Below are 22,601 nucleotides of genomic sequence, written 5' to 3' on the forward strand. Positions count from 1 at the left end.
GTCAGAATTTAAAGGAAGGGATCGCTGATAGGATCTCGAACCTTTCCGTTCTTTGATTATTTTATCTGTATTGTGAAGTGTTAAGGATCTAATATGTAGATGCCAATTTTAGTCAAGTATTTCCTTTCCGATGCTTGAATCATCATTCAAGCATTGCCAAGAACTTCTATTATTTTAGGACGAATGTTAAACCAATCCATTCTTCTTATTTAGGATTCCTTTCTCTACGCGCTTGACACGAATCTCAAATCAAATGTTATCTAACTATTTTCTGGTAATCAAAGAACAAAAAGGTTAACCGTAAGAAAGTTACTTAACTCATCGTCTTTTCTAGAACCCTTGTTAGAAAATGAGGAGTCATTCACTTATTATGACCCAGAATTAAAGGCTTACTAATCCTGATTGGGAAACTTGTTCTTTATAAAAATGCCTAGATTGAATTTAAAAAAACCTCGGCTTTTCGTAGAAGATGATCTACATAGAGATAAAAATATAGAATTGAATCGTAACCAGACTCATTATTTGTTGAATGTGTTACGTAGAAAAGTAAGTGATGATATCTTCGTGTTTAATGGTCGAGATGGTGAGTGGTCAGCGTATATTGAATCAGAACAATATAATCAAAGAATCTTGCTTAGACTTCTTCAACAGATACGGTCCCAGCTTGTATTATCCGATCTTACTCTGTTTTTTGCACCGTTGAAGGAAGCACGACTGCAATACTTAATACAAAAGTCAGTCGAAATGGGAACCGGTATTCTTCAGCCCATACTCACTGAGTATACGAAGGTAAGAAAGATTAACCGAAATAAAATACAGAGATATGCCATTGAAGCTGCTGAACAATGTGGTCTCTTGACGATTCCAATGGTAGATAACTTGATCAAATTGACTGATGCCTTATCAGGCAGACGTTTCGAGTCAACTCTTATCTTTTGTGATGAAACCCTAAACAATAAAAATCCAATCCCCTTACTTAAACATGTAATCAGTGGACCCATTGATTTATTAATTGGTCCCGAAGGTGGCTTTTCAAAAGTAGAAAGAGAATTAATCAGAAGCCAACATCATACCATTGCCATCTCTCTTGGACCAAGGATTCTACGTGCAGACACAGCTTCTGTCGCTGCACTTGCAATTATTCAGGCTACTATAGGAGATTGGAGTGACCCTCAATAATTCGTTTTTTTAGTGCTCAATCAGGTCCATTTTTACTTTAAAAAGCAGATGAGCGCTGGTTTAGCGCTCTATCAAATCATTTTCCTATTCTCCTTCATTCATGGCAAAAGACATTATCAATACAAAACCCCTCGAAGATAAAGAGCAACTTGTTCAAGAACTATCTAGTGGTTGTAAACAGAAAAAAGATTGGCGTATTGGAACCGAACATGAGAGGTTTGGATTTTACAAAATCGACTATTCTCCTGTGCCTTATGAAGGTAAAAATGGAATACGTGCACTACTGAATGGAATGAAGTTGAAAAAAGGTTGGGATCCCATTATCGATGCAGGAAATATTATTGGTCTAACTGCAAACGATGGTATGGGGGCGATCTCACTGGAACCTGGAGGACAGTTTGAATTATCGGGTGCCCCTCTAAGAAATATTCATGAAACTTCTCAGGAATCCAACCATCATATCAATGATGTGCGAGAAATTTCTGAATCACTCGGCATTGGGTTCCTTGGTCTTGGCGGAAGCCCAAAATGGACATTCGAAGACACGCCGAAAATGCCTAAATCTCGTTACGATATCATGCGAGCTTATATGCCGAAAGTCGGGAATCAAGGCCTCGATATGATGCATCGTACCTGCACGATTCAGGTTAATCTAGATTTTTCCTCTGAAGAAGATATGTGTAGAAAAATGCAAGTTTCAACAAAATTGCAATCTATTGCAGCCGCTTTATTTTCTAATTCACCATTTAGCAACGGAAAGCTTAATGGATTATTATCTTGGCGCAGTGATATTTGGCGCGACACTGATAATCAACGAGCAGGATTGCATGAATTCATGATAGATGGAAGTCTAACCTTTGAACGTTATGTAGAGTGGGCTCTCGATGTGCCCATGTATTTCGTCATGCGTGATGGCATTTACTATGATTGCACCCACATTACATTCAGACAATTTATGGGGGGGAGCCTTAAAGGTGAAATCCCTGATGGGGTTGCGAACGAAGGGGATTGGGTTAATCATCTTTCAACTCTTTTTCCTGATGTCCGTCTGAAAAAGTTTCTAGAAATGCGTGGTGCTGATGGAGCCCCTTGGCGGCTTCTTTGTGCTGTACCTGCACTTTGGGTTGGTCTCTTATATGATGAAGGAGCATTGGCCGATGCTCAAACTCTGACAGATGAGCTCAGTATAGAGGACGTGATACATATACGTGAATTAGTCCCTAGATTTGGCTTAAAGGTACCTGTAGGTCGTCGGACAGTTTTTGAACTAGCTAAAGATATGGTCAATATTTCACATAAAGGCCTTAGCGAACGAGGTTGTTTTAATCACGAAAAAGTTGATGAAAATCAGTTTCTGTTTCCTCTCGATGAGGTGATAGAATTGGGGCAGACCCCAGCTGAGAATTTGATTAAGGAATTTAAGAGCAAATGGAATGGTAATATCAACAAAATCTTTGAAGAATATTCTGATTGAGTGAGTGCTATCATTGAGCTTGCCATCATTCAGTCAGAATTGTATTCTACTCTCTTCCCTTCATTCTTCATTCGATGATTTAGGACTTAATTTTACTTGATGTAAGGATAAATGATCACCTTATTTGAGTCTTAATTTATTGGGGGGATTGAATCCATCGTTGATGATGGATTAAAAAAAGATAAAAATGAGACAGACTCTTAGTTACATAGCAAAGAATTTTTCTTTGAAAAGAGATTCAGAAAGGAGAAGCAAAATAATCTATGGATTATAATAGATTCCCATCGAGAAAATAAAACATTTTGAATATGCTTAATATATATAGCTGAAGATTGAATTGGAGATAATTTAAATGCTTTGTGTTCGTGGAAGCTGGTTTGCCCGATTTTTTCGACTAAGCTTTTTCACAATGGTTTTGATGATTCTTGGCCTTGGTGCTCCTTATTTACAAGTTAGAATTTGTTCCTTTGCTTATGCTTCAGGGCCTGCGTCTGTTGCCAATCTTGTTGAAGGTCTATTGGGAGCAGTTGTTAATATTTCTACTTCACAGAACATCAAGGTCGGTGATAGCTTACAAAAAGTACCACGTCTCCGTACTCCAGATGGATTACCATTTCAGGATTTTTTTGAGGATTTTTTCAAGCAACAACAGAAAGAAAGAGATCAGGGAAACCACCGCCACCGTACCCAATCTCTTGGATCTGGATTCGTGATCGATTCACAAGGAACAATCGTGACAAATAATCACGTGATTGCTAATGCTGACGAGATTACAGTTGATTTTTCAGATGGTTCTAAACTGCTTGCCAAGGTAATCGGTACTGATCCTAAAACTGATATTGCTGTCTTAAAGGTTAATCCCAATAAACCATTAAAAGCTGTTCCTTTTGGTTCTTCAAGCAAAGCGCGTATTGGTGATTGGGTTATGGCTATTGGCAATCCATTTGGACAGGGAGGATCTGTTACAGTAGGAATTATTTCTGCTATTAATAGAGACATCCACTCAGGTCCCTATGACAATTTTATTCAGACAGATGCTGCTATTAACAGAGGTAACTCAGGTGGTCCATTGTTTAATATGGCTGGTGAAGTCGTTGGTATCAACACAGCAATCATCTCACCATCAGGGGGATCCATCGGAATTGGTTTCTCTATTCCCTCTGATCTTGCACAAAATGTTATCGCGCAGTTACGTGAATTTGGTGAAACGCGAAGAGGTTGGCTAGGTGTTAGTATACAACCCATAACTGATGATATTGCAGAAAGTCTGTCTATGCGTAATCTAGAAGGAGCTTTGGTTGCAGGAATTATTAAAAATGGTCCAGCCCAAAAATCTGGTATTTTGATAGGTGATGTTATTCTTAAATTTGATGGAAAATCTGTTTTACAGATGCGTGATCTCCCACGCATCGTCGCTGATACTGCAGTGGGCAAAGCTGTTGATGTTTTAGTACTACGCAAAGGTCAGAAGAAAATTATCAGTGTTACACTAGGTCGTCTTGAAGATGGAGAAAAAAGACTTGCTGATCATGCTCAATCATCCTCAAATGACAATTCTGTTGAAGCCTTGGGTATGGGGTTTTCTGAATTAACAGATGAAAATCGGGAGAAATTTAATCTTGATTCAGATATAAAAGGTGTATTGATTACTAGAGTTGATCCAGATTCATATGCCTCTGAAAAAAGACTAAGACCAGGCTCTGTTTTGTTAGAAATTGGACAGGAATCCGTGAAAAAACCTAAAGATGTCATTAAACGCCTAAAAGAATTGAAATCTGAAGGACGAAAGAAAGTATTACTTTTGATTCTTACTCAAGATCACCAATCTAGTTTTGTCGTTCTTAATCTCCAATAAATCATTAAAATTAGGATTCTATCATCAGATGTTGAATTCCTTTTCTCTTTCTCTTAATGTCCTTCGTATTTTATCTGCTTGTTCAGCAAGAATTTTATTGTCTGCTATTTCTTTGTTGCAAATCTGTATTCTCTTCCCTCTAAACCTAGGAATGATATGGAAATGTAGATGAAAAATCACCTGTCCTCCAGCGGATTCATTGAACTGCTGGATCATCACACCATCGGCATTAAAAGCCTTGATAACTGCTTTTGATATTATCTGTACTGATTTTATTGTCTCTGACAAGATATCTGGATCTACATCGAGTATATTGCGGGCTTTAGTCTTGGGTATGACGAGACAATGGCCATCTGACCACGGCATGATATCCATTATTACATAAGTTATTGTATCCTCGTAGACTTGATGGGATGGCAAATCTCCCTTCAGAATGTTTGCGAACACATTGTTTTGATTATATTCTGTCTTGTGATTAGAAATCGCCATGGTCTTGTTCCCTAACAACGATTAAATAAATTCTATAAGATGAGGAAAGAGAAATAAAAAGAAACAAACCTATTTTTCTAGAGGTTTGTCCTTAGGCCAATTTTTCAGTTTATTCTCAGTAATGAGGGTCGTGAGGTCTTCAGAAAATCAAGAATCATACAGGCTTGTCAGTTGTTATTTTATTTTACCTTCTACAAATTCTACGTGCTTACGAACAATCGGATCATACTTACGCTTAACTATCTTGTTAGCCATCGTGCGACTGTTTTTCTTCGTCACATAGTAGAAGCCTGTACGGGCTGTTGAATTTAATTTCACCTTTATAGTGATAGATTTTGACATCGGATCGTTTTTTAACGGAGATATAATAAAAATATATGATAAAGTGACTGTCTCTTAAGAGTCAACACTTTCTTTCGTGAACTTGTCAGTAGAAAAGAAAAGTAATTTTTCCAATCGTTTCTTTACAAATGATCAATCCTAACATAGAGAGCTTGACCAACTAGAGACAAAGAGCTCATCCATAAGATAATACAGAATTAGTATTTTTTCATTTTTTTTATGACTTGCACTGGGTTTTTTAATACGTTACTAATCACCATTTATGAAAAGCAATTTGATTTCTTACTCTGAATCTGGTGATTCTTCTGATCTTTTTGGCGTTGAGCCTGTTGATCTAAGAATTTTTCTTGAAGATCGTTATTTATCTTATGCACTTTCGACAATTATGGGTCGTGCTTTACCTGATGTTCGTGACGGTATGAAACCTGTTCACCGGAGGATTTTGCACGCAATGCACTTGTTGCGACTTCTTCCTGAATCATCATTTGCTAAATGTGCACGTATTGTTGGTGATACAATGGGTAAATTTCATCCTCATGGTGATCAGGCCATTTATGATACATTAGTCCGTCTATCTCAGTCTTTCACTGCACGCTATCCTCTAATTGATGGACAAGGGAATTTCGGTAATCTTGATGGAGATAATGCTGCAGCTATGCGCTATACTGAAGCGAGGATGACCCATGTAGCCATTGCTCTGTTAGATGGTATTGCTGAAGATACAGTGGACTTTCGTCCAACTTACAACGAAGAAGATGAAGAACCTGTTGTTTTTCCTGCAGCTTTTCCTAATCTGCTTGCGAATGGTACAGCGGGTATTGCAGTAGGTATGGCGACTAGTATTCCCCCGCACAATGCTGCAGAATTATGTGATGTTGCACTTCACTTAATCAAGTTTCCAAACGCACGTTTTGAAGAGTTGTTTGAATTTTTGCCTGGTCCCGATTTTCCAACAGGTGGAATTATCGTCGAATCGCATGATTCGATTCTTGAATCTTATAGGACAGGAAAAGGAGGATTCCGAACACGTGCAGTGTGGAGAAAAGAGGATATCGGAAGAGGTATCTGGCAAATTGTGATTACAGAAATTCCCTATCAAGTTCAAAAATCTAAACTGATAGAAAAAATCGCAGAGCTTCTAGTCGCGAAAAGGGTTCCTTTGTTAGCAGATATTCGTGATGAAAGTGATGAAGAAATTCGTATTATTCTAGAGCCTAAAAGCCGTTTCGCGGATCCCAATATTCTGATGGAACATCTATTCAAGTTGACGGATTTAGAGAGCCGTTTTCCTCTCAATATGAATGTTCTTTCGAAGGGAAAGGTTCCTAGAGTTATGAACCTTTATGAAATTCTTAAGGAATGGCTCGATCATCGCAAAGAAGTTTTAATCAGGCGCTCACGATACCGACTTTCTCAGATTGAAAAACGGCTTGAAATTCTCGGTGCTCGTTTGGTTATTTTTCTTAATATTGATGAAGTCATTTCAATTATCTGTCATGAGGATAACTCAAAACAAATTCTGATTGAACGGTTTGAAATTAATGAGAATCAGGCTGAGTCTATTCTCAATTCACGGTTAAGTTCTCTCCATAAGCTAGAAAAAATTAAAATTAGTGATGAGTTCAAGAATTTAAAAAAAGAGAAAGGTGAGGTCGAATCATTTCTGAAGAGTCCTGAACGTCAATGGGAACGCATATCTTGGGAAGTAGAACAAATTAAAAAGAAATTTAGCAAGGATACTGATCTTGGTGCTCGACGTTCAAACTTCATGAAAGAGACAAAAATAGATAGTGTCATTGCACAGGATTTGATTCTTCAGAAAGAACCTATTACGGTTGTGTTATCGGAAAAAGGCTGGATTAGAGCCCTGAAAGGGCACTTAGATAATTTCAATGGTCTCATCTTCAAAGAAGGAGATTCACTTAAAACAGCTTTCCATGCACAAACTACCGATCGCATCCTTCTTTTTACAACAGGTGGAAAATTTTATACTCTGATAGGTGATAAATTACCCACAGGCCGCGGCCACGGCGAGCCTATACGTACTATGTTCGATATAGATAATGACTCTGATTTTATCTCAGTTTTTTCTCATGTTCCAGGTCACAAACTTTTAGTTGCATCAACGGTTGGAAATGGCTTTCTTGTTCAGGAATCGGATGTTCTTGCAAATACGCGCAAGGGAAAGCAGATCTTGAATGTTTCAATGCCCGTAAAAGCTGTGATTTGTAAATCAATTGATATGGCCAGTAAACATGATCATGATAAAGATGGCCCTGATAGTGTAGCAATTGTCGGTGAAAATCGAAAATTGCTCATCTTTTCTCTCAATCAGATTCCTGAAATGAGAAGAGGAAAAGGCGTTCGTTTACAGAAATATAGAAATGGTGGTATTAAGGATATAGAAATCTTTTCTATGATAAATGGTCTAACATGGATCGATAGTGCAGGGCGTACCCATACGCGTTATAAGTCTGAATTAATGACCTATTGTGGCGAACGAGCTCAGATTGGTCGGCTTGTTCCTAAAGGTTTCCCCAGAAATGGCAAGTTTAGATAATCTACTACTGCATTTTTTAAAATTCGCAGGATGAAAGTAGCAAATTCCCTTTTCGCAAAACCATTCCAAGGTTGAAGTAAAAACGTGCTTCGTTGAATTAAACGTTGATATATCTTTCATTCATTGTCTGACCTGAAAGGGAATTAGTCAGTTTGTTGAAACAATACATCATTTTATCCTTTTTAATTATTATTCATTTGATCTTTGGATACCAGATTACAATTACTTCAGCACAGTCAAAGGAAAATAAAGGATCGCTCATCTCGATAGTTCTTCTTGCAAATCTAATTCACGATTCCCAAAGAGCAGGTTATACAGTTGATTTCGATTCGGCATTGACAAGTAATATTTGCCATCGACTGATCATCAACTTACCGAAGAGAATTTTCGGACTGAAATCAAATTCAGTATATCGATCTTCCCGTCCTGTATCTCGTATAAATAATCTAATTGGTACCGAACGAAATTCTAGAATAATCATTGGGCTTAGAAAACGAGTTAAAATTTCAAATTTGAAGAAAAAGGAGTCCAAAGTTAATAAAAACAATCATTTGTTAATTGACTTTGTAAAAACTAGTGAAAAAGAGTTTCAAGAACAGATAACAACTCAACATAAACAACCCAATGTGATACCATTTCAGAGCGGTTTGCGCAGAAGAGTTGTCGTTATTGACCCTGGCCATGGGGGAAACGATGGAGGAGCTATTGCCAACCATAATATTTTTGAAAAAAATATCACATTGAATTTTTCAAAAAAACTGAAAGAAATATTAGAATCTATTGATAATTTTGATGTTTTTCTTACTCGAACCGATGATTTATTTGTTCCTTTGCGTCAGCGCATTAAATTTGCTATCATTAAGAAAGCAGATTTAATGATTTCTGTACATACAGATAGCTTAAATAATCCCTCAATTAGAGGTGCAACAATATATACACTTTCAAAAAAGGGTTCCGACAGTCTTTCAAGAGATCTCACCTTACAAGAAAATAAAGAGGATTTAGCAATCAGATTAGCTCTCTCGATTCATGAAAAAGATATAACAGATATTTTGATTGATTTAACGCGGCGGGAGACGGAAGTTTTCTCAAAATGTTTTGCAGAGTTTCTTTTCATAAAACTGAGAAATCAAATTCATCTAATTAATAATCCAACTCGGTCAGCAGATTTTTACGTATTAAGAATCCCAGATATTCCTTCTGTTCTTCTTGAGTTAGGATATCTTTCGAATGCTGAAGATAAGAAGTTGATGACGAATGATATGTGGATTCAAAAAACGGCAAGAATCACAAAAGAAGCGATTCAAGATTTTTTTTATTATGTTTCAAGGAACTCAAAAGACTCAAAGAATTATCCACAATTTGAGTAACACTTTAGAAAAAGAAAACTCATCATATTTTCATAGATAACTTATCATTTCATAGAGTTCCGGATAGAAGAAGAAAATAATTCGTTAAATCGTTCTGCTAATGCTTGTTAAAAATAGAAATGAAAATATTTCTTTATATCATTTTAGAAGGCAAATAAACCTGTAAGTAAATGATGCTCCTGTGTCTTTCTTCATAAGAATCAAATCAATTCTCTTTCACTTCACTGTATTATGAATGGAGTCAAGCAGATAAAGTCAGAAAACTCTTCTCTAGCTTCATAACGATTATCCCATTGACATTTTATTCATTAATGACACTGTTTTTATTACATCCGAAATTTATTTAGGCTGATTCTTTAGAGAAATCATAAAACTGACCCAAAGATAGAAGACCTATTTATAAAACTTTACGATTTATATGGAGGCTAAGATATAATAGAAACCATCAATGGCTCGACATTAACAGTTTTCCAAAATGGCAAGTCCTTATAGAAAAGGTTTTCAGAGAAAAAATATACAGTATCATTTTAAATGAGTATTTTGAACGATCAACCTAACAGGGAAAAAACGAAAAATCCGTTTTCTACGGTCTTTAATCTTTGGCCTTATATTTGGCCCGTCGATCGCCCAGATTTAAAAATTAGGGTATTTTACGCTACAATTTTCTTAGTTTTAGCTAAACTGATCACCGCAATTATTCCCTTCTTTTTAAAATATACCACGGAAGTTCTCGAAGGCATCACCATAGATGTTATTTGGTTACCGACCATGCTTATTACACCAGTAATGCTGGTAATTGGCTATAATACATCAAGAATTGTAATGACAGGCCTTAACCAGTTACGTGATGCACTGTTTGCTCGTGTTGGTCAATACGCAGTCCGTCAATTGGCCTATCGAACGTTTGTGCACATGCATAAACTATCTTTGAGGTTTCACTTGGCACGCCGAACCGGTGGTCTATCTCGTATTATAGAAAGAGGAACCAAAGGTATTGAAACAATCGTTAGATTTACTATTCTCAATGCTTTTCCTACCATTCTAGAATTTTTACTATATGCTGTTATTTTTGCTTGGAATTTTGGGATTTCTTATATCACCATCATAGCTACGACTGTGTTGTGTTATGCGTGGTTTACGGTACGTGCTAGCAATTGGAGAATAACAATTCGACGTGACATGAATGATTACGATACCGATGCAAATTCAAAGGCAATTGATTCGTTACTCAATTATGAAACTGTTAAATATTTTGGTAATGAAGAGATGGAAGCTCAGATCTTCGATAACTCAATAGCCAAATATGAGTTTGCAGCAACACGCAATTGGACATCATTGGGTTGGCTCAATTTCGGACAGACTGCTATATTCTCTATAGGTATGATGGCTTGCATGGTCCTTTCAGCTCTTGCTGTTCAAAGGAATGAACAAACTTTAGGAGATTTTGTTCTGATTAATATGTTTCTCATGCAGCTTGCGATACCGTTGAACTTTATTGGATTTGTATATCGCGAAATACGTCAAGGCCTAACTGACATAGAGTCAATGTTTCAATTACTTGAGGTACCTGCTGAGGTCATAAACAAAAAAAGTGCTCCAAAGTTGAAGGTTGGAAAGGGGTGTATAAGTTTTAAAAATGTGAATTTTCACTATGAAACAGACCGACCGATCTTAAAAAATATTTCTTTTGAAGTCCCTGCTGGAACAACACTCGCTATCGTTGGACCTTCTGGTTCTGGAAAATCAACAATATCAAGGCTTCTATTTCGTTTTTATGATATTCAGTCAGGAGCTATTTTGATCGATAATCAAGATCTTCGTAATGTAGAACAATTAAGCTTACGTGCATCTATAGGTGTCGTACCTCAGGATAGCGTACTCTTTAATGATACTATTGCCTATAATATTTTGTATGGACGAACGGGAGCGACGGATAAAGAAATTAAACAAGCAGCAAAATTAGCCCAAATGAGTAGTTTCATTAATAGATTACCTCAAGGTTTTGAGACTCCGGTAGGAGAAAGAGGTTTAAAGCTTTCCGGAGGTGAAAAACAGAGGATAGCCATTGCTCGGACAATCCTCAAAGCATCTCCTATTTTGGTTCTTGATGAAGCCACTTCTGCACTTGATACTCAGACAGAGCAGGAAATCAAGACAGCATTGGATCTAATATCTCAGAACCGAACAACAATTGTGATCGCTCACCGTCTTTCTACAATTATTGATTCAGATGATATTATAGTTCTTGAACAGGGTTGTATTGTAGAACAAGGAACTCACAACCAATTAATAGATAAAAAAGGCCTGTATGCTACGATGTGGGATCGGCAAAGAGAAGTATCTGAAGCTGAAGAGCGTCTGAGAGCTGCAAAAAGAAATGATACCTTGGTTGGCTAAAAATGTTCGGCCGTGACATCGTTTATCTTGTCATTTAAAGTAATCTGATTCGGTCAAGTAACTTTTCAGTGAGATCCATTGCGATTCAGTGATCAAACCATTCATCACTTGGAATATGAATTAAGAGGTTAGCTAGTTCATTTCAGAGTTAGAAAATTACTATAGTATCTGATAAAAAGAGTTCATTTTTATGTCTATTATCAATTCAATCCGTTCAGTGTTGACCCCTATTCATCCTGAAGGCTATCGATTCATTCTTGTCCTTGGCGTGATTACTTTATTTCTTCTCTTGATATGGGGGCCTCTTTTTTGGATTGGTCTTGCAATCACGATTTGGTGCACGTTTTTTTTCCGTGATCCTAAACGCATTATACCCGTCAGTGATGATTTAATCCTCAGTCCTGCAGATGGGATTATCTCAAGTCTTGGTTCATTTGTCCCGCCAAAAAATTTAGAAATAGGATCTGAACCCAGATTACGAATTACCATATTCATGAATGTGTTCAACTGTCATATTAACCGAGCACCAGTTCGTGGAAAAATCATTAACTCTATTTATCGACCCGGAAAATTCCTATCGGCTGATCTTAATAAGGCATCAGAGGCTAACGAGCAGCATAGTATCATTATTGATGGCCCACATGGGCCGATCGTTTGTGTGCAGATTGCAGGTCTTGTCGCACGTCGAATTTTAAATTTTGCCGATCAAGGAAAGCGATTTGAGCAAGGAGAACGGATAGGTCTTATTAGATTTGGTTCCCGTGTAGATGTTTTTTTACCAAAAGGAGCGACCCCTCTCGTATTTTTGGGTCAGACAATGGTAGCAGGTGAAACTATTCTAGCTTCTCATGGCGATATGTGTAAAGCTAGCCCCATACCACGCACGATCTGAATAATGAGACCACCATTTCCTGAATTTCAAGAACAAGAAAACAATATACAACAATCACCTGTCAAAATGAAAAAAGACAGTTCTCAAACACAATTTAGTGAAGAAATCGTCCATATATCCCGCCTTCGTGATGTTCCTTTGCGAATGCTCATTCCGAATCTGATTACATTAGGTGCCATTTGTTCAGGTTTAACTAGTATTCGTTTAGCTTGGGAAGGGAGATTTGAGTTAGCTATTATTTCGATATTGTTTTCTGCTATTCTCGATGGAATCGACGGGCGTGTTGCTAGACTTTTGAAAGCAGAGACCTCTTTTGGGAAACAGATGGATTCACTAGCTGATTTTGTGAATTTTGGTGTTGCACCAGCCATAATTATTTATCTTTGGACTTTGCATGAAGTTAAATCTTTGGGATGGGTTATTGCCTTAATTTTTGCTATTTGTGTCTGCCTCAGGTTAGCGCGTTTTAATGTATTGCTATCTAATCCTGAAAAAGAAGAATGGGAGATCAATTTTTTTACCGGCGTACCAGCTCCTGCAAGTGCTACTTTAGCTCTCTTACCTCTTTATCTTTCACAACTAGGCTTAGAGCTGGGTTCTATTAGCACAGGCCTTTCAGCGATCTATTTGTTTGCTGTCGCTTTCCTTACTATATCTAATATTCCAACTTGGTCAGGTAAGCAAATCGGTCAACGTGTATCTAGAAAGCTCGTTTTACCTATCATGTTAGGTGTTGTTTTGCTCGCAGTCCTTTTATTTAGCTATCCATGGCAGATGATGAGTTTCATATGCATCGCCTATCTGATAACTATTCCTCTCAGTATTCGTGATTGGAATCGTCATGAAACAGGTCAAGCCTCAAGATCCTTTCAATAAAGGTTGCAATTTAGAAAGATAGCAAATTCTCAAGTCTTGATTTGAAATCATATAGCTCTTTTAGAGAAGAGAAGGGGAATATTGGATTCCATTTGCATTCAAACTAAAATTCCCTAGGTGCAATAAGATAGGCCAAAAAAAAGATTTTGCTATATCATAAGTCAATCCATTTCTTCACGATCAGTAAGATTTGTGGGGTATTCACCGGTGAAACAGGCATCGCAAAATTGAGGGATCTGGTTATTTCGATCAACTGCACTGACTGCCTGGTAAAGACCGTCAATTGTCAGAAAGGAGAGACTATCAACTTTGAGAAACTCTGCGATTTCCTCAATATTCATATGTGAGGCTAACAAATTCTTCTTTTCTGGCGTATCAACACCATAGTAACATCCCGATATTGTTGGTGGGCTTGCAATGCACATATGAACTTCAAGTGCTCCGGCATCCCGTATTATTGCGACGATTTTTTGGCTTGTCGTTCCTCTTACGATGGAGTCATCAACAAGTATAACACGTTTGCCTTCGATCAATTTTCGGTTGGCATTGTACTTAAGTTTCACTCCCATATGACGGATATTCTCCGTTGGTGAGATAAAGGTTCGCCCAACATAATGATTTCTAATAATTCCAAGTTCAAAAGGAATCTGAGCCTCCTGTGCGAATCCTATGGCTACAGGTGTTCCTGAATCTGGAACTGGAACAATAATATCTGCATCTATAGAAGACTCTCTCGCCAGTTCTTTGCCAATTCGTTTTCGAACAGCATAAACACTTTTACCTTCCACTATCGAATCAGGTCGAGCAAAATAAACGTATTCAAAAACACAGAATCTCGGTTTTTTTTTATCAAATGGAAAAAAAATTTCTATTTTTGATTCGGTAATGACTATTAATTCACCAGGTTTAATATCTCTGATATAGCGAGCACCAATAATATCTAATGCACAAGTTTCTGATGCTAAAACATAAGAACCTTCAATATTACCTAGAACCAAAGGTCTAACACCAAGTGAGTCTCGACATCCTATTAATATTTTACTCGACAGAGCGACTAAAGAAAATGCTCCTTCAATTTGTTTGATAGCATCAATTAATCTGTTCACAAGGTCTATTTCACTGCTCATGGCAATTAAGTGAAGAATTACCTCTGTATCTGAAGTAGAATGAAAAATTGCACCACGCTTCTGTAGAGAATGCCGGATAAAAGCTGCATTCGTAAGATTTCCATTATGAGCTACAGCAAATCCACCCTCAGCAAAGTCAGCAAAAAATGGCTGAACATTCCTGAATTCCTCTTCACCGGTTGTCGAATATCGGTTGTGCCCAATTGCACTGTAACCAGGAAGCCTATTAATCACAGATGGTTTGGTGAAGGTATCTCCAATCAAGCCAATATGACGTTCTATGTGAAACTGAAATCCATCATAAGTGACGATACCAGACGCTTCTTGCCCTCGATGCTGCAATGAATGCAAGCTTAGAATGGTAAGAGTTGCAGCATCAGTATGACCATAAATACCAAAGACACCGCATTCTTCGTGAAACTTGTCTGTCATTCTCTTGCCTCATTATCTGAAAACACTTTGATTTTAAACAGGACTGTTACGTTGGTATTGGTTCATGTCCTTTCTTTAAAGAAGGTTGATGATTCATCATTTTTTTAAGAAACGTGTTGAAGTTTTGAGGAAGCACATGAGTCATCTCTTTTCCGATAGCTATGAGCATAGATTTAGATTTTGCATTAGCAATCCAATCAGGCTCATGTCCATTTGCAAGCCAGAGAAACCCGATTAAGGTTATAACAACAAGAAAAACACCACGAACTGCACCAAAAAAAAATCCAAGTGTCCGATCAAGTACACCCACACGGCTCGTTATAATCTTGTCTGCCAACAACATTGTTAAGTAATTAGCAATGAATAATATAAAAAGGAAAATCAGAAAAACAGAAACACCTTCCGCAAGTAAAGGATTAGAGATGAAGAATATCTTTTCTGAAAAGAATGAAGATAGAAATTTATGATAAGAAAAAGCTATAACTGCTGCGAAAATCCATGAAAAAATAGACATGATCTCACGTGAAAAACCACGAATCTTTGAGAAAATGGCAGAAATTAACATGACTACAATTAGAATGCTATCTAGAATCATTAGAGATAGAACCCCCTCTTTATATATATTTATATATCTTTTCTAACATCAGACGTTCTCTGAGCGCCAGTAAGAAGAATAGTGAAACTACTGATAGTGATAGTTCGGTTTTAATAGCTATACGAAAAGGAGATTCGTTATTAGTATCCGATCCAGAAAAAAGCTTCCCTCAAAGGGATAATGATTCAAAAGAAAAACTACTGGATCCATTGTGATTGATGGTCTTTTCGATACGTATCTTATAACAATAATCTCATTTCATTCAAATCGTTCCGGCAGATGTTCTTCTTCAACAAAATCCGAAAAACGAGTAAATTCAGGCTTGAAGGAAAGTTGAACCGTGCCAGTAGGACCGTGCCGTTGTTTAGCAATAATGACATCAGCTTTGCCTTTAGCAGAATTTAACTTGGCCAGCCATTGTTCATGATCAGAGGATCCTAATTCTGGTTCACGGTTTTGTAGATAATATTCATGCCTATAGACAAACAAAACCACATCAGCATCTTGCTCAATTGAACCCGATTCGCGTAGATCAGATAATTGAGGACGTTTATCATCGCGGTTTTCTACCTGACGGGATAGCTGAGATAGTGCGATGATTGGTACGTTCAATTCCTTAGCTAGAGCCTTAAGGCTCATAGTAATTTCCGTAATTTCCTGGACCCGGTTCTCAGTACGTTTATTACTTTTCATAAGCTGAAGGTAATCGATAATAAGAACATCCAGACCACGTTGTCGTTTCAGTCTTCTAGCACGTGCACACAATTGTGAAATTGAAATTCCTCCTGTCTGGTCAATATATAGTGGAATACGATGCATCATTTGTGAATAGGTTACAATTTTTTCAAATTCTACATCATTGATTTCACCTCGACGAATTTTAGAAGAGGAGATTTCAGTTTGCTCTGCAATAATCCTTGTGGCTATTTGTTCAGAAGCCATTTCTAAAGAGAAGAAACCGACAATACCACCATCAATAGCTTTTGAAGAACCATCAGATTGGACTTCCGCTTGGTAATTCTCAGCGATTTTGAAAGCAATATTCGTTGCTAGCGAGGTTTTTCCCATAGAAGGACGCCCTGCGAGAATAATGAGATCTGATAGTTGCAGCCCTCCCATTTTCCTGTCCAGTGTCCTGATCCCTGTAGCAATCCCAGATAAATGCCCATTCCGCTGATAAGCGGCACTAGCCATATCGATAGCGCTGCTGACGGCATCACCGAATGGACCAAAACCGCTATCATATTTACCATTCTCAGCAAGTTCGAATAACCGCCGCTCTGCCTCTTCGACTTGAAGATGAGGCGTCATTTCTATAGGCGCTTCATAAGCAACGTTAACTATGTTTTCACCGATCTTTATCAGACTCCTTCGTATAGATAGCTCATAGATTGAGCGTCCATAATCCTCTGCATTGATAATTGTAGTTGCTTCTGCAGCAAGGCGTGCAAGATAAGTTGCTAAATTTATTTCTCCTATTTTTTGGTTCTCTGGTAAAAAGGTCTTGATTGTGACGGGATTGACTCGTTTTTCTGCCCGAATCATATTTGCTGTAATTTTGTAGATCTGACTATGAATAAGTTCATAAAAATGATTAGGTTCTAGAAATTCTGAAACTCTGTAGAAAGCATCGTTATTGACTAATATAGCCCCTAAAAGAGCTTGTTCTGCTTCAACGTTATTAGGTGCGGAGCGATAATGATAAGCGCCTGATTTTTGAGCTATGTTTTTCACATATTTAGCCTTAGCTTAGCTACTCTTTTATTTCTTATCGGTTTGAATATCGCCCTCATTACAATAGATTAGGACATATAAGATTTTAACCGGAATCGGACTCTTGATTCATCGCTTCATCCTTTGAACGTGTCACATTCATTGTAATTTTTGCTTTTATTTCTGGATGAAGAACGATAGTAATCCTGTGAAGACCGATGACTTTAATCGGTGCCTCTAGCTTGACTAGTCTCCGTCCAATGCTAAATCCATTTTTAGCTAGTATAGAAACTATATCGCGAGCAGTAACTGAGCCATATAATTGGCCTGTATCGCCAGCAGAGCGTATAACAAAATAGCTTTTTCCATTCAGTCTTTCAGCAACAGACGATGCTTTTATTTTCTGTTCTGTATTATGCGCTTCCAGTTGAGAACGTCGCCCCTCAAAATATTCCATATTGGCTTTATTAGCACGTAAAGCCTTCCTGTGGGATAGAAGATAATTTCGTGCATAACCATCGGTGACATGCACGATATCACCCATATTGCCAAGATTTGTGATACGCTCTAGTAAAATAACATCCATATTAATTTCCCTTATTGAATAAACTTCAGAGCAAATTTAAATAGAAGAGGGTGGTGGTAGTGTATGGCGTTTTCGTAGTTGAAAGAGTGTCTCTGCCATCCCAAGTGCTGCCAAGAGTGGTCCAGTAATTAAAATGAAAATGAGAATAGAGAAATATGTTAGACTAAGTACAAAATTTCTCCATTGAAACCCTTTTGTTAGTTTATGAAGTGTCGCAAGCCCAACCATTGCAAACGCTCCTCCACTTGTTCCAGAAACCACTTTCGCCACAAGACCGATTTTTCCACTTAGAAATGACAGAATCAGTGCTGCTGTGAAAATAACTCCTACATATAAAGGCAGACTTGTGGAAGAAGGAATATCATCTTTTGGTCTTAACAGCCACCCTCTTGCCCCTGCAATCCGAACACCAATATGAAGGTTAAGAATCAGCAAAAGCATAATCGAAATGGGCATCGCAATTGGCATTATGTTTGCCATTGCAAGGGCCTGAATCCTGATCATTTCAGCATTATTGGGATCCAGCCCTGGAGTGGTTTGCATCCACTCTTTTATAAGATCATTGATAGCTAGGATATTTGCTTCAGTGGAATACTGAGTAACAGCACCAAAAGTCAAAGCTACTACTCCGCTGAAGAGTACAATCCGGAAAAAAACAGACTCTAATGGAAACCATTGTTCACATCCCGAATCATATCGTCTAAGTGTTACAAGGTAACCAATCCAAAGGGTGGGTAGAAGAGTAATAATAAACACTTCTGCAGAATCATGAACATCAAAGATCATCGCTATAACAAGAATTAAAACACTACTGCTAACTAAGCCCGAAATTATCCCAAATCCTAAAACGCTGACAAAGAGAGGAAGTGTTGTGAAACTAGAGAAAAGAAAGCCCATCTTACCAAAGGTCAAGGGTGCAAGAAAAAGAAATGCTGAGAGGAGACCGGCGATAATTGAGATTGGTAGATTTCGCCCATCAATCATTTCTTTCTGTCCTGAGAAAAGGTTGATTCCATGAAATTAGTGCAGCTTTTTAAGAGTCAAACCTAAACGGCTTAACTTGATTCATAATTCAAAAAACCGAAAAAATAACTACTTGTAGACAGCATTCTACTTAATCACATGAGGAATTAGAGCCAAAAATCGAGCCCGCTTAATAGCTATGGCGAGTTCACGCTGTTTTTTGATACTGACAGCGGTTATACGAGACGGGACGACTTTTCCGCGTTCCGAAATATAGCGCTGCAAAAGTCTAACGTCCTTATAATCAATCTTCTGAGCATTTTCTCCTGTAAAAGCGCATGTTTTTCGCCGCCGCTGAAACGGACGACGAGTTGGCATTTGTTCGATTGATACCATTTTAATTCTCCTTATCCATTACATTAACTAACAAGTGGAGCGGGCTGATCCTCAGATCGGCTCATTCGTCCGCCAGAAGAACGTCGATCCTCTCGCTCGCGCTTGCGTAACATGACTGATGGACCCGTTTCATGCTGATCAACACGAATAGTCATGTAACGGAGCACGTCCTCATGTAAGCGCATTTGGCGCTCCATTTCAAAAATAGCGGGAAAATCAGATTCAATATTCATCAACGCATAATAAGCTTTACGATTTTTTTTCACTCGATATGGGAGAGTTTTTAAACCCCAGTTTTCAATTTTAAGAACGGAACCTCCATTTTTCTCAAGAACGGTTTTAAAATTATCGACAAGTGCATCAACTTGCTGAGAGGAAACATCCTGACGTGTCATAAAAATGTGTTCATAAAACGGCATAAAACAAAGCCCTTTCTTTACAAAGTATAAGACCTTCCTGCTCAATTAAGGAATAAGGTAAGGAATAAGATTAAGTAGAATATAGAACAACATAGTTAGTAAAGACTCCTAAATACTGAAGAAGGTTGGACTTCTGATAACAGTTCATAGTATGGACTGATTAGCTAAGATTGCAATATTTTTCTGCAAATTTGATGAAGGTACTATCTTAGAATTCAGATAGCTATCTATGACTTAGCTTAACTATACCTATATATATAGCTTGACTGAAACTCCAGTATGGATATTAAGGCATCCTCATAAAATATTCTGAGTTCAGATTAGGTTGGTGACGTCAAAGACTTCAAAGGATGTCTATACATACATAGAATTTTTATAGTGCATTAGAAGTAGACTTTTTATTAAAAATGAGTATTTTTACCTCTTCATTTTAAATGATGCTCTTCGGATCGGAGAATCCATGTCTGTTTCTGAAACAACTGCTCCTTGCCAGAAGGATCATGGTTTTTTCACAAAAACTTTGGATGAGATTGACCCTGAAATTTTTCACGCTATTCGTGGTGAACTCGCAAGACAACGCTATGAAGTAGAATTGATAGCATCAGAGAATATTGTTTCGCTTGCTGTGCTTCAGGCGCAGGGCTCAATCATGACTAATAAATATGCTGAAGGTTATCCAGGATCTCGCTATTATGGTGGTTGTGAATTTGTTGATCTCGCCGAGAATCTTGCAATTGAGCGTGTTAAAAAATTGTTTGGCTGCAATTTTGCAAATGTTCAACCTAATTCAGGTAATCAGGCGAATCAGGGTGTTTTTCAAGCTCTGCTTAAGCCTGGTGATACAATTTTGGGTCTAAGTCTAGATTCTGGTGGTCATTTGACGCATGGTGCTGCACCTAATCAATCAGGTAAGTGGTTTAATGCCATTCAGTATGGTGTTTGTAAAATAGATCACCAAATTGATTTTATCGAAGTTGAAGGTCTTGCAAAAAAACATAAACCGAAGCTGATTATTGCAGGGGGCTCAGCCTATCCAAGACAGATCGATTTTACAAAATTTCGTGCTATTGCTGACACCATAGAGGCATGGTTTATGGTTGATATGGCTCATTTTTCTGGGCTTGTGGCTGCAGGGGAACATCCGAATCCATTACCTCATGCTCATGTGGTGACCTCAACAACTCATAAAACGCTACGCGGGCCTCGGGGAGGAATCATTTTGACAAATGACGAAACCATTGCTCAAAAAATCAACTCAGCTATATTTCCAGGAATTCAGGGGGGGCCATTAATGCATCTCATTGCCGCAAAAGCAGTTGCTTTTGCTGAAGCCCTGACTCCAGAATATAAGTTATATATCAAGCGGGTTATTGAAAATGCGCAAGCTTTAGGTGAAACTCTCAAGTCTGGTGGACTGCATTTGGTTTCCGGTGGTACAGATACACATATGCTTCTTGTAGACCTTCGTTCTAAATCTTTGGTAGGAAAAACTGCTGAAGCGGCTCTCAGGCGTTCAAATATAACATGTAATAAGAACAGTATTCCTTTTGATCCTCAAAAACCGATGATTACCTCAGGAATACGTTTAGGAACTCCAGCCGTTACAACGCGAGGTTTTGGTATCTTAGAACTGCAGATCGTTGGTCAGTCAATACTTGAAGTTCTTGATAGCCTTTCAATGAATAGAGAATCAGAGAAGACTTCTGTTGAACACGCAGTAGCTAAGCGTATCCTTAAACTGACGGAAGATTTTCCAATCTATGGGTCTCTTTAGTTTAAGATTCGCTTGTTTTATGCTTTATCTCTTTAGAATTACTATGATGGTTCGTCTCTGTAAGAAATATGAATTATGATTATGATCATAAATTGATGGCAGCCTGTTTACGCTACGCTCGTCGCCATCGGGGCTTAACAGCCTCTAATCCATCTGTAGGAACTCTTTTGGTTCACTTTGGAACTGATGGACCAAGGATTGTTGGTCGAGGAGTGACAGCAATCGGTGGACGACCTCATGCAGAGCGCATCGCAATTGATTGCGCTGGGGAGTTAGCTATTGGTTCAACCGCCTATGTTACCCTTGAACCATGTGCTCATCATGCATCTACTCCGCCTTGTGCCCAGGCTTTGATTCATGCAGGTGTAAGTCGGGTTGTTACAGCTTGTTCTGACCCTGATGAGCGTGTAAATGGAAGGGGTCACAAGATGCTACAAGATGCTGGTATCGTAACTCAAACCGGACTTTTCAGAAAAAATGCCTCAGAAGATCTCAGCGGATATTTTTCTCGTCAGTTAAAGCGCAGGCCACATGTTGTACTTAAACTAGCTGTATCTTCAGATGGTTGGCTTGGAATCAAGGGTAAGGAGATCCTTATCACTGGTAGATTGGCTCGCTATTATGGACATCGTATGAGAGCAGAGACTGATTCTATTTTAGTAGGACGAGGAACTGTTGAAGCAGATGATCCTTTATTGACATGCCGTTTGCCTGGTCTTAGGAATCGCTCTCCTCGCAGATTTGTTTTGGATCAGAAGGGGCGCTTGCCCGTTGGAAGTCAGTTGGTGCGAACGGCTTGCACAGTTCCTGTAACCTTAATTACATCATGGAAATATGTTTTGTCTAACAGACTTTATTATTCTGGTGTTAGGACAATATCTGCCGAAATTATTGAAGATGGTCTTGCTCTTTTTGAGGTTCTTGAAGATATTGCTGCTCAGGGAGTTTCTAGCTTAATGGTTGAGGGAGGTGCTCAAGTAGCTGAATCATTTTTGAAAGCTGATTTAGTCGATGAAATTGCATTATTTACAAGCAAAAAATCTTTGAAAGAAGGAGATATTCCTTCTCCTTTGACACAAAAGAAGATATCGAAAAAATTTCAGTTGAGACGCTCTTTGAATCTTGGTGACGATCGCCTGACTCAATTTTTCAGAGCTTAGTT

General features: G+C 38.1%; 19 protein-coding genes. 10 read left to right on the forward strand and 9 right to left on the reverse strand.

Annotated features, from left to right (window positions below; genetic code table 11):
- The first annotated feature begins 426 nt into the window (after positions 1 to 426).
- The 3 genes from AAGD37_RS01900 to AAGD37_RS01910 all read left to right on the forward strand — a co-directional run bounded on the left by AAGD37_RS01900 (position 427) and on the right by AAGD37_RS01910 (position 4,508).
- Positions 427 to 1,179, forward strand: coding sequence for a 16S rRNA (uracil(1498)-N(3))-methyltransferase (locus AAGD37_RS01900; protein ID WP_341760581.1), 753 nt, complete (start codon positions 427 to 429; stop codon positions 1,177 to 1,179).
- 100 nt (positions 1,180 to 1,279) lie between these two features.
- The gene (locus tag AAGD37_RS01905; RefSeq protein WP_341760582.1) at positions 1,280 to 2,653 is read left to right on the forward strand and encodes a glutamate--cysteine ligase; all 1,374 of its coding nucleotides are present in this window, start codon (positions 1,280 to 1,282) and stop codon (positions 2,651 to 2,653) included.
- 418 nt (positions 2,654 to 3,071) lie between these two features.
- Positions 3,072 to 4,508, forward strand: coding sequence for a DegQ family serine endoprotease (locus tag AAGD37_RS01910; protein ID WP_341760649.1), 1,437 nt, complete (start codon positions 3,072 to 3,074; stop codon positions 4,506 to 4,508).
- Positions 4,509 to 4,532: 24 nt separating this feature from the next.
- Here AAGD37_RS01910 and AAGD37_RS01915 read toward each other — a convergent pair whose 3' ends face one another.
- Together AAGD37_RS01915 and rpmG are read right to left on the reverse strand one after the other, a co-directional pair.
- Positions 4,533 to 4,997 (reverse strand): HIT family protein, encoded by a 465-nt coding sequence (locus AAGD37_RS01915; RefSeq protein ID WP_341760583.1) that lies wholly within the window; start codon positions 4,995 to 4,997, stop codon positions 4,533 to 4,535.
- Between the two features lie 174 nt (positions 4,998 to 5,171).
- Positions 5,172 to 5,339 carry a 50S ribosomal protein L33 gene (gene rpmG / locus AAGD37_RS01920; protein WP_341760584.1) on the reverse strand — a complete coding sequence of 56 codons (168 nt, stop codon included), beginning with the start codon at positions 5,337 to 5,339 and terminating at the stop codon, positions 5,172 to 5,174.
- Positions 5,340 to 5,601: 262 nt separating this feature from the next.
- Here rpmG and parC point away from each other — a divergent pair, with 262 nt between their 5' ends.
- From parC to pssA, 5 genes are all read left to right on the forward strand, one after another.
- Positions 5,602 to 7,899 carry a DNA topoisomerase IV subunit A gene (parC, locus tag AAGD37_RS01925; protein WP_424945454.1) on the forward strand — a complete coding sequence of 766 codons (2,298 nt, stop codon included), beginning with the start codon at positions 5,602 to 5,604 and terminating at the stop codon, positions 7,897 to 7,899.
- Between the two features lie 155 nt (positions 7,900 to 8,054).
- Positions 8,055 to 9,269 carry an N-acetylmuramoyl-L-alanine amidase gene (locus AAGD37_RS01930; RefSeq protein WP_341760585.1) on the forward strand — a complete coding sequence of 405 codons (1,215 nt, stop codon included), beginning with the start codon at positions 8,055 to 8,057 and terminating at the stop codon, positions 9,267 to 9,269.
- Between the two features lie 531 nt (positions 9,270 to 9,800).
- Positions 9,801 to 11,666 carry an ABC transporter ATP-binding protein/permease gene (locus tag AAGD37_RS01935; RefSeq protein WP_341760586.1) on the forward strand — a complete coding sequence of 622 codons (1,866 nt, stop codon included), beginning with the start codon at positions 9,801 to 9,803 and terminating at the stop codon, positions 11,664 to 11,666.
- 190 nt (positions 11,667 to 11,856) lie between these two features.
- Positions 11,857 to 12,558: a phosphatidylserine decarboxylase gene (locus tag AAGD37_RS01940; protein WP_341760587.1), complete on the forward strand. Its 702-nt coding sequence runs from the start codon at positions 11,857 to 11,859 to the stop codon at positions 12,556 to 12,558.
- A gap of 3 nt (positions 12,559 to 12,561) precedes the next feature.
- The gene (pssA, locus tag AAGD37_RS01945; protein WP_341760588.1) at positions 12,562 to 13,434 is read left to right on the forward strand and encodes a CDP-diacylglycerol--serine O-phosphatidyltransferase; all 873 of its coding nucleotides are present in this window, start codon (positions 12,562 to 12,564) and stop codon (positions 13,432 to 13,434) included.
- 161 nt (positions 13,435 to 13,595) lie between these two features.
- Here pssA and purF read toward each other — a convergent pair whose 3' ends face one another.
- From purF to rpsF, 7 genes are all read right to left on the reverse strand, one after another.
- Complete coding sequence (gene purF / locus AAGD37_RS01950) at positions 13,596 to 14,993, reverse strand: amidophosphoribosyltransferase (protein WP_341760589.1); 1,398 nt, start codon at positions 14,991 to 14,993, stop codon at positions 13,596 to 13,598.
- Positions 14,994 to 15,039: 46 nt separating this feature from the next.
- On the reverse strand, positions 15,040 to 15,588 hold the full coding sequence (locus tag AAGD37_RS01955; protein WP_341760590.1) for a CvpA family protein: 549 nt from the start codon (positions 15,586 to 15,588) through the stop codon (positions 15,040 to 15,042).
- A 258-nt stretch (positions 15,589 to 15,846) separates the two neighbouring features.
- Positions 15,847 to 17,322 (reverse strand): replicative DNA helicase, encoded by a 1,476-nt coding sequence (locus AAGD37_RS01960; protein WP_341760591.1) that lies wholly within the window; start codon positions 17,320 to 17,322, stop codon positions 15,847 to 15,849.
- Positions 17,323 to 17,407: 85 nt separating this feature from the next.
- Positions 17,408 to 17,887 (reverse strand): 50S ribosomal protein L9, encoded by a 480-nt coding sequence (gene rplI, locus AAGD37_RS01965; RefSeq protein ID WP_341760592.1) that lies wholly within the window; start codon positions 17,885 to 17,887, stop codon positions 17,408 to 17,410.
- Positions 17,888 to 17,923: 36 nt separating this feature from the next.
- Positions 17,924 to 18,871: a hypothetical protein gene (locus AAGD37_RS01970; RefSeq protein ID WP_341760593.1), complete on the reverse strand. Its 948-nt coding sequence runs from the start codon at positions 18,869 to 18,871 to the stop codon at positions 17,924 to 17,926.
- A gap of 126 nt (positions 18,872 to 18,997) precedes the next feature.
- Positions 18,998 to 19,246 carry a 30S ribosomal protein S18 gene (rpsR, locus tag AAGD37_RS01975; RefSeq protein WP_341760594.1) on the reverse strand — a complete coding sequence of 83 codons (249 nt, stop codon included), beginning with the start codon at positions 19,244 to 19,246 and terminating at the stop codon, positions 18,998 to 19,000.
- A gap of 23 nt (positions 19,247 to 19,269) precedes the next feature.
- Entirely contained in the window at positions 19,270 to 19,665 is a 396-nt protein-coding gene (gene rpsF / locus AAGD37_RS01980; protein WP_424945455.1) for a 30S ribosomal protein S6, read from the reverse strand.
- Positions 19,666 to 20,125: 460 nt separating this feature from the next.
- On the opposite strand from rpsF, the gene glyA reads away from it, so the two are divergent.
- Together glyA and ribD are read left to right on the forward strand one after the other, a co-directional pair.
- A complete protein-coding gene (gene glyA, locus AAGD37_RS01985) occupies positions 20,126 to 21,439 on the forward strand; it encodes a serine hydroxymethyltransferase (protein WP_341760595.1) in 1,314 nt (437 codons plus the stop codon).
- A 68-nt stretch (positions 21,440 to 21,507) separates the two neighbouring features.
- Entirely contained in the window at positions 21,508 to 22,599 is a 1,092-nt protein-coding gene (gene ribD, locus AAGD37_RS01990; protein WP_341760596.1) for a bifunctional diaminohydroxyphosphoribosylaminopyrimidine deaminase/5-amino-6-(5-phosphoribosylamino)uracil reductase RibD, read from the forward strand.
- Positions 22,600 to 22,601 lie beyond the last annotated feature (2 nt).

This window comes from Candidatus Endowatersipora endosymbiont of Watersipora subatra, assembly GCF_964026585.1.
In the GTDB taxonomy this organism is placed as follows: domain Bacteria; phylum Pseudomonadota; class Alphaproteobacteria; order Rhizobiales; family Rhizobiaceae; genus Pseudahrensia.

Excerpts from the sequence above, each read along its gene's own strand:
- AAGD37_RS01900 (WP_341760581.1), top strand. The coding sequence starts at position 427 with ATGCCTAGATTGAATTTAAAAAAACCTCGGCTTTTCGTAGAAGATGAT.
- AAGD37_RS01905 (WP_341760582.1), top strand. The coding sequence starts at position 1,280 with ATGGCAAAAGACATTATCAATACAAAACCCCTCGAAGATAAAGAGCAA.
- AAGD37_RS01910 (WP_341760649.1), top strand. The coding sequence starts at position 3,072 with ATGATTCTTGGCCTTGGTGCTCCTTATTTACAAGTTAGAATTTGTTCC.
- AAGD37_RS01915 (WP_341760583.1), bottom strand. The coding sequence starts at position 4,997 with ATGGCGATTTCTAATCACAAGACAGAATATAATCAAAACAATGTGTTC.
- rpmG (WP_341760584.1), bottom strand. The coding sequence starts at position 5,339 with ATGTCAAAATCTATCACTATAAAGGTGAAATTAAATTCAACAGCCCGT.
- parC (WP_424945454.1), top strand. The coding sequence starts at position 5,602 with ATGAAAAGCAATTTGATTTCTTACTCTGAATCTGGTGATTCTTCTGAT.
- AAGD37_RS01935 (WP_341760586.1), top strand. The coding sequence starts at position 9,801 with ATGAGTATTTTGAACGATCAACCTAACAGGGAAAAAACGAAAAATCCG.
- AAGD37_RS01940 (WP_341760587.1), top strand. The coding sequence starts at position 11,857 with ATGTCTATTATCAATTCAATCCGTTCAGTGTTGACCCCTATTCATCCT.
- pssA (WP_341760588.1), top strand. The coding sequence starts at position 12,562 with ATGAGACCACCATTTCCTGAATTTCAAGAACAAGAAAACAATATACAA.
- purF (WP_341760589.1), bottom strand. The coding sequence starts at position 14,993 with ATGACAGACAAGTTTCACGAAGAATGCGGTGTCTTTGGTATTTATGGT.
- AAGD37_RS01955 (WP_341760590.1), bottom strand. The coding sequence starts at position 15,588 with ATGATTCTAGATAGCATTCTAATTGTAGTCATGTTAATTTCTGCCATT.
- rplI (WP_341760592.1), bottom strand. The coding sequence starts at position 17,887 with ATGGATGTTATTTTACTAGAGCGTATCACAAATCTTGGCAATATGGGT.
- AAGD37_RS01970 (WP_341760593.1), bottom strand. The coding sequence starts at position 18,871 with ATGATTGATGGGCGAAATCTACCAATCTCAATTATCGCCGGTCTCCTC.
- rpsR (WP_341760594.1), bottom strand. The coding sequence starts at position 19,246 with ATGGTATCAATCGAACAAATGCCAACTCGTCGTCCGTTTCAGCGGCGG.
- rpsF (WP_424945455.1), bottom strand. The coding sequence starts at position 19,665 with ATGCCGTTTTATGAACACATTTTTATGACACGTCAGGATGTTTCCTCT.
- glyA (WP_341760595.1), top strand. The coding sequence starts at position 20,126 with ATGTCTGTTTCTGAAACAACTGCTCCTTGCCAGAAGGATCATGGTTTT.
- ribD (WP_341760596.1), top strand. The coding sequence starts at position 21,508 with ATGAATTATGATTATGATCATAAATTGATGGCAGCCTGTTTACGCTAC.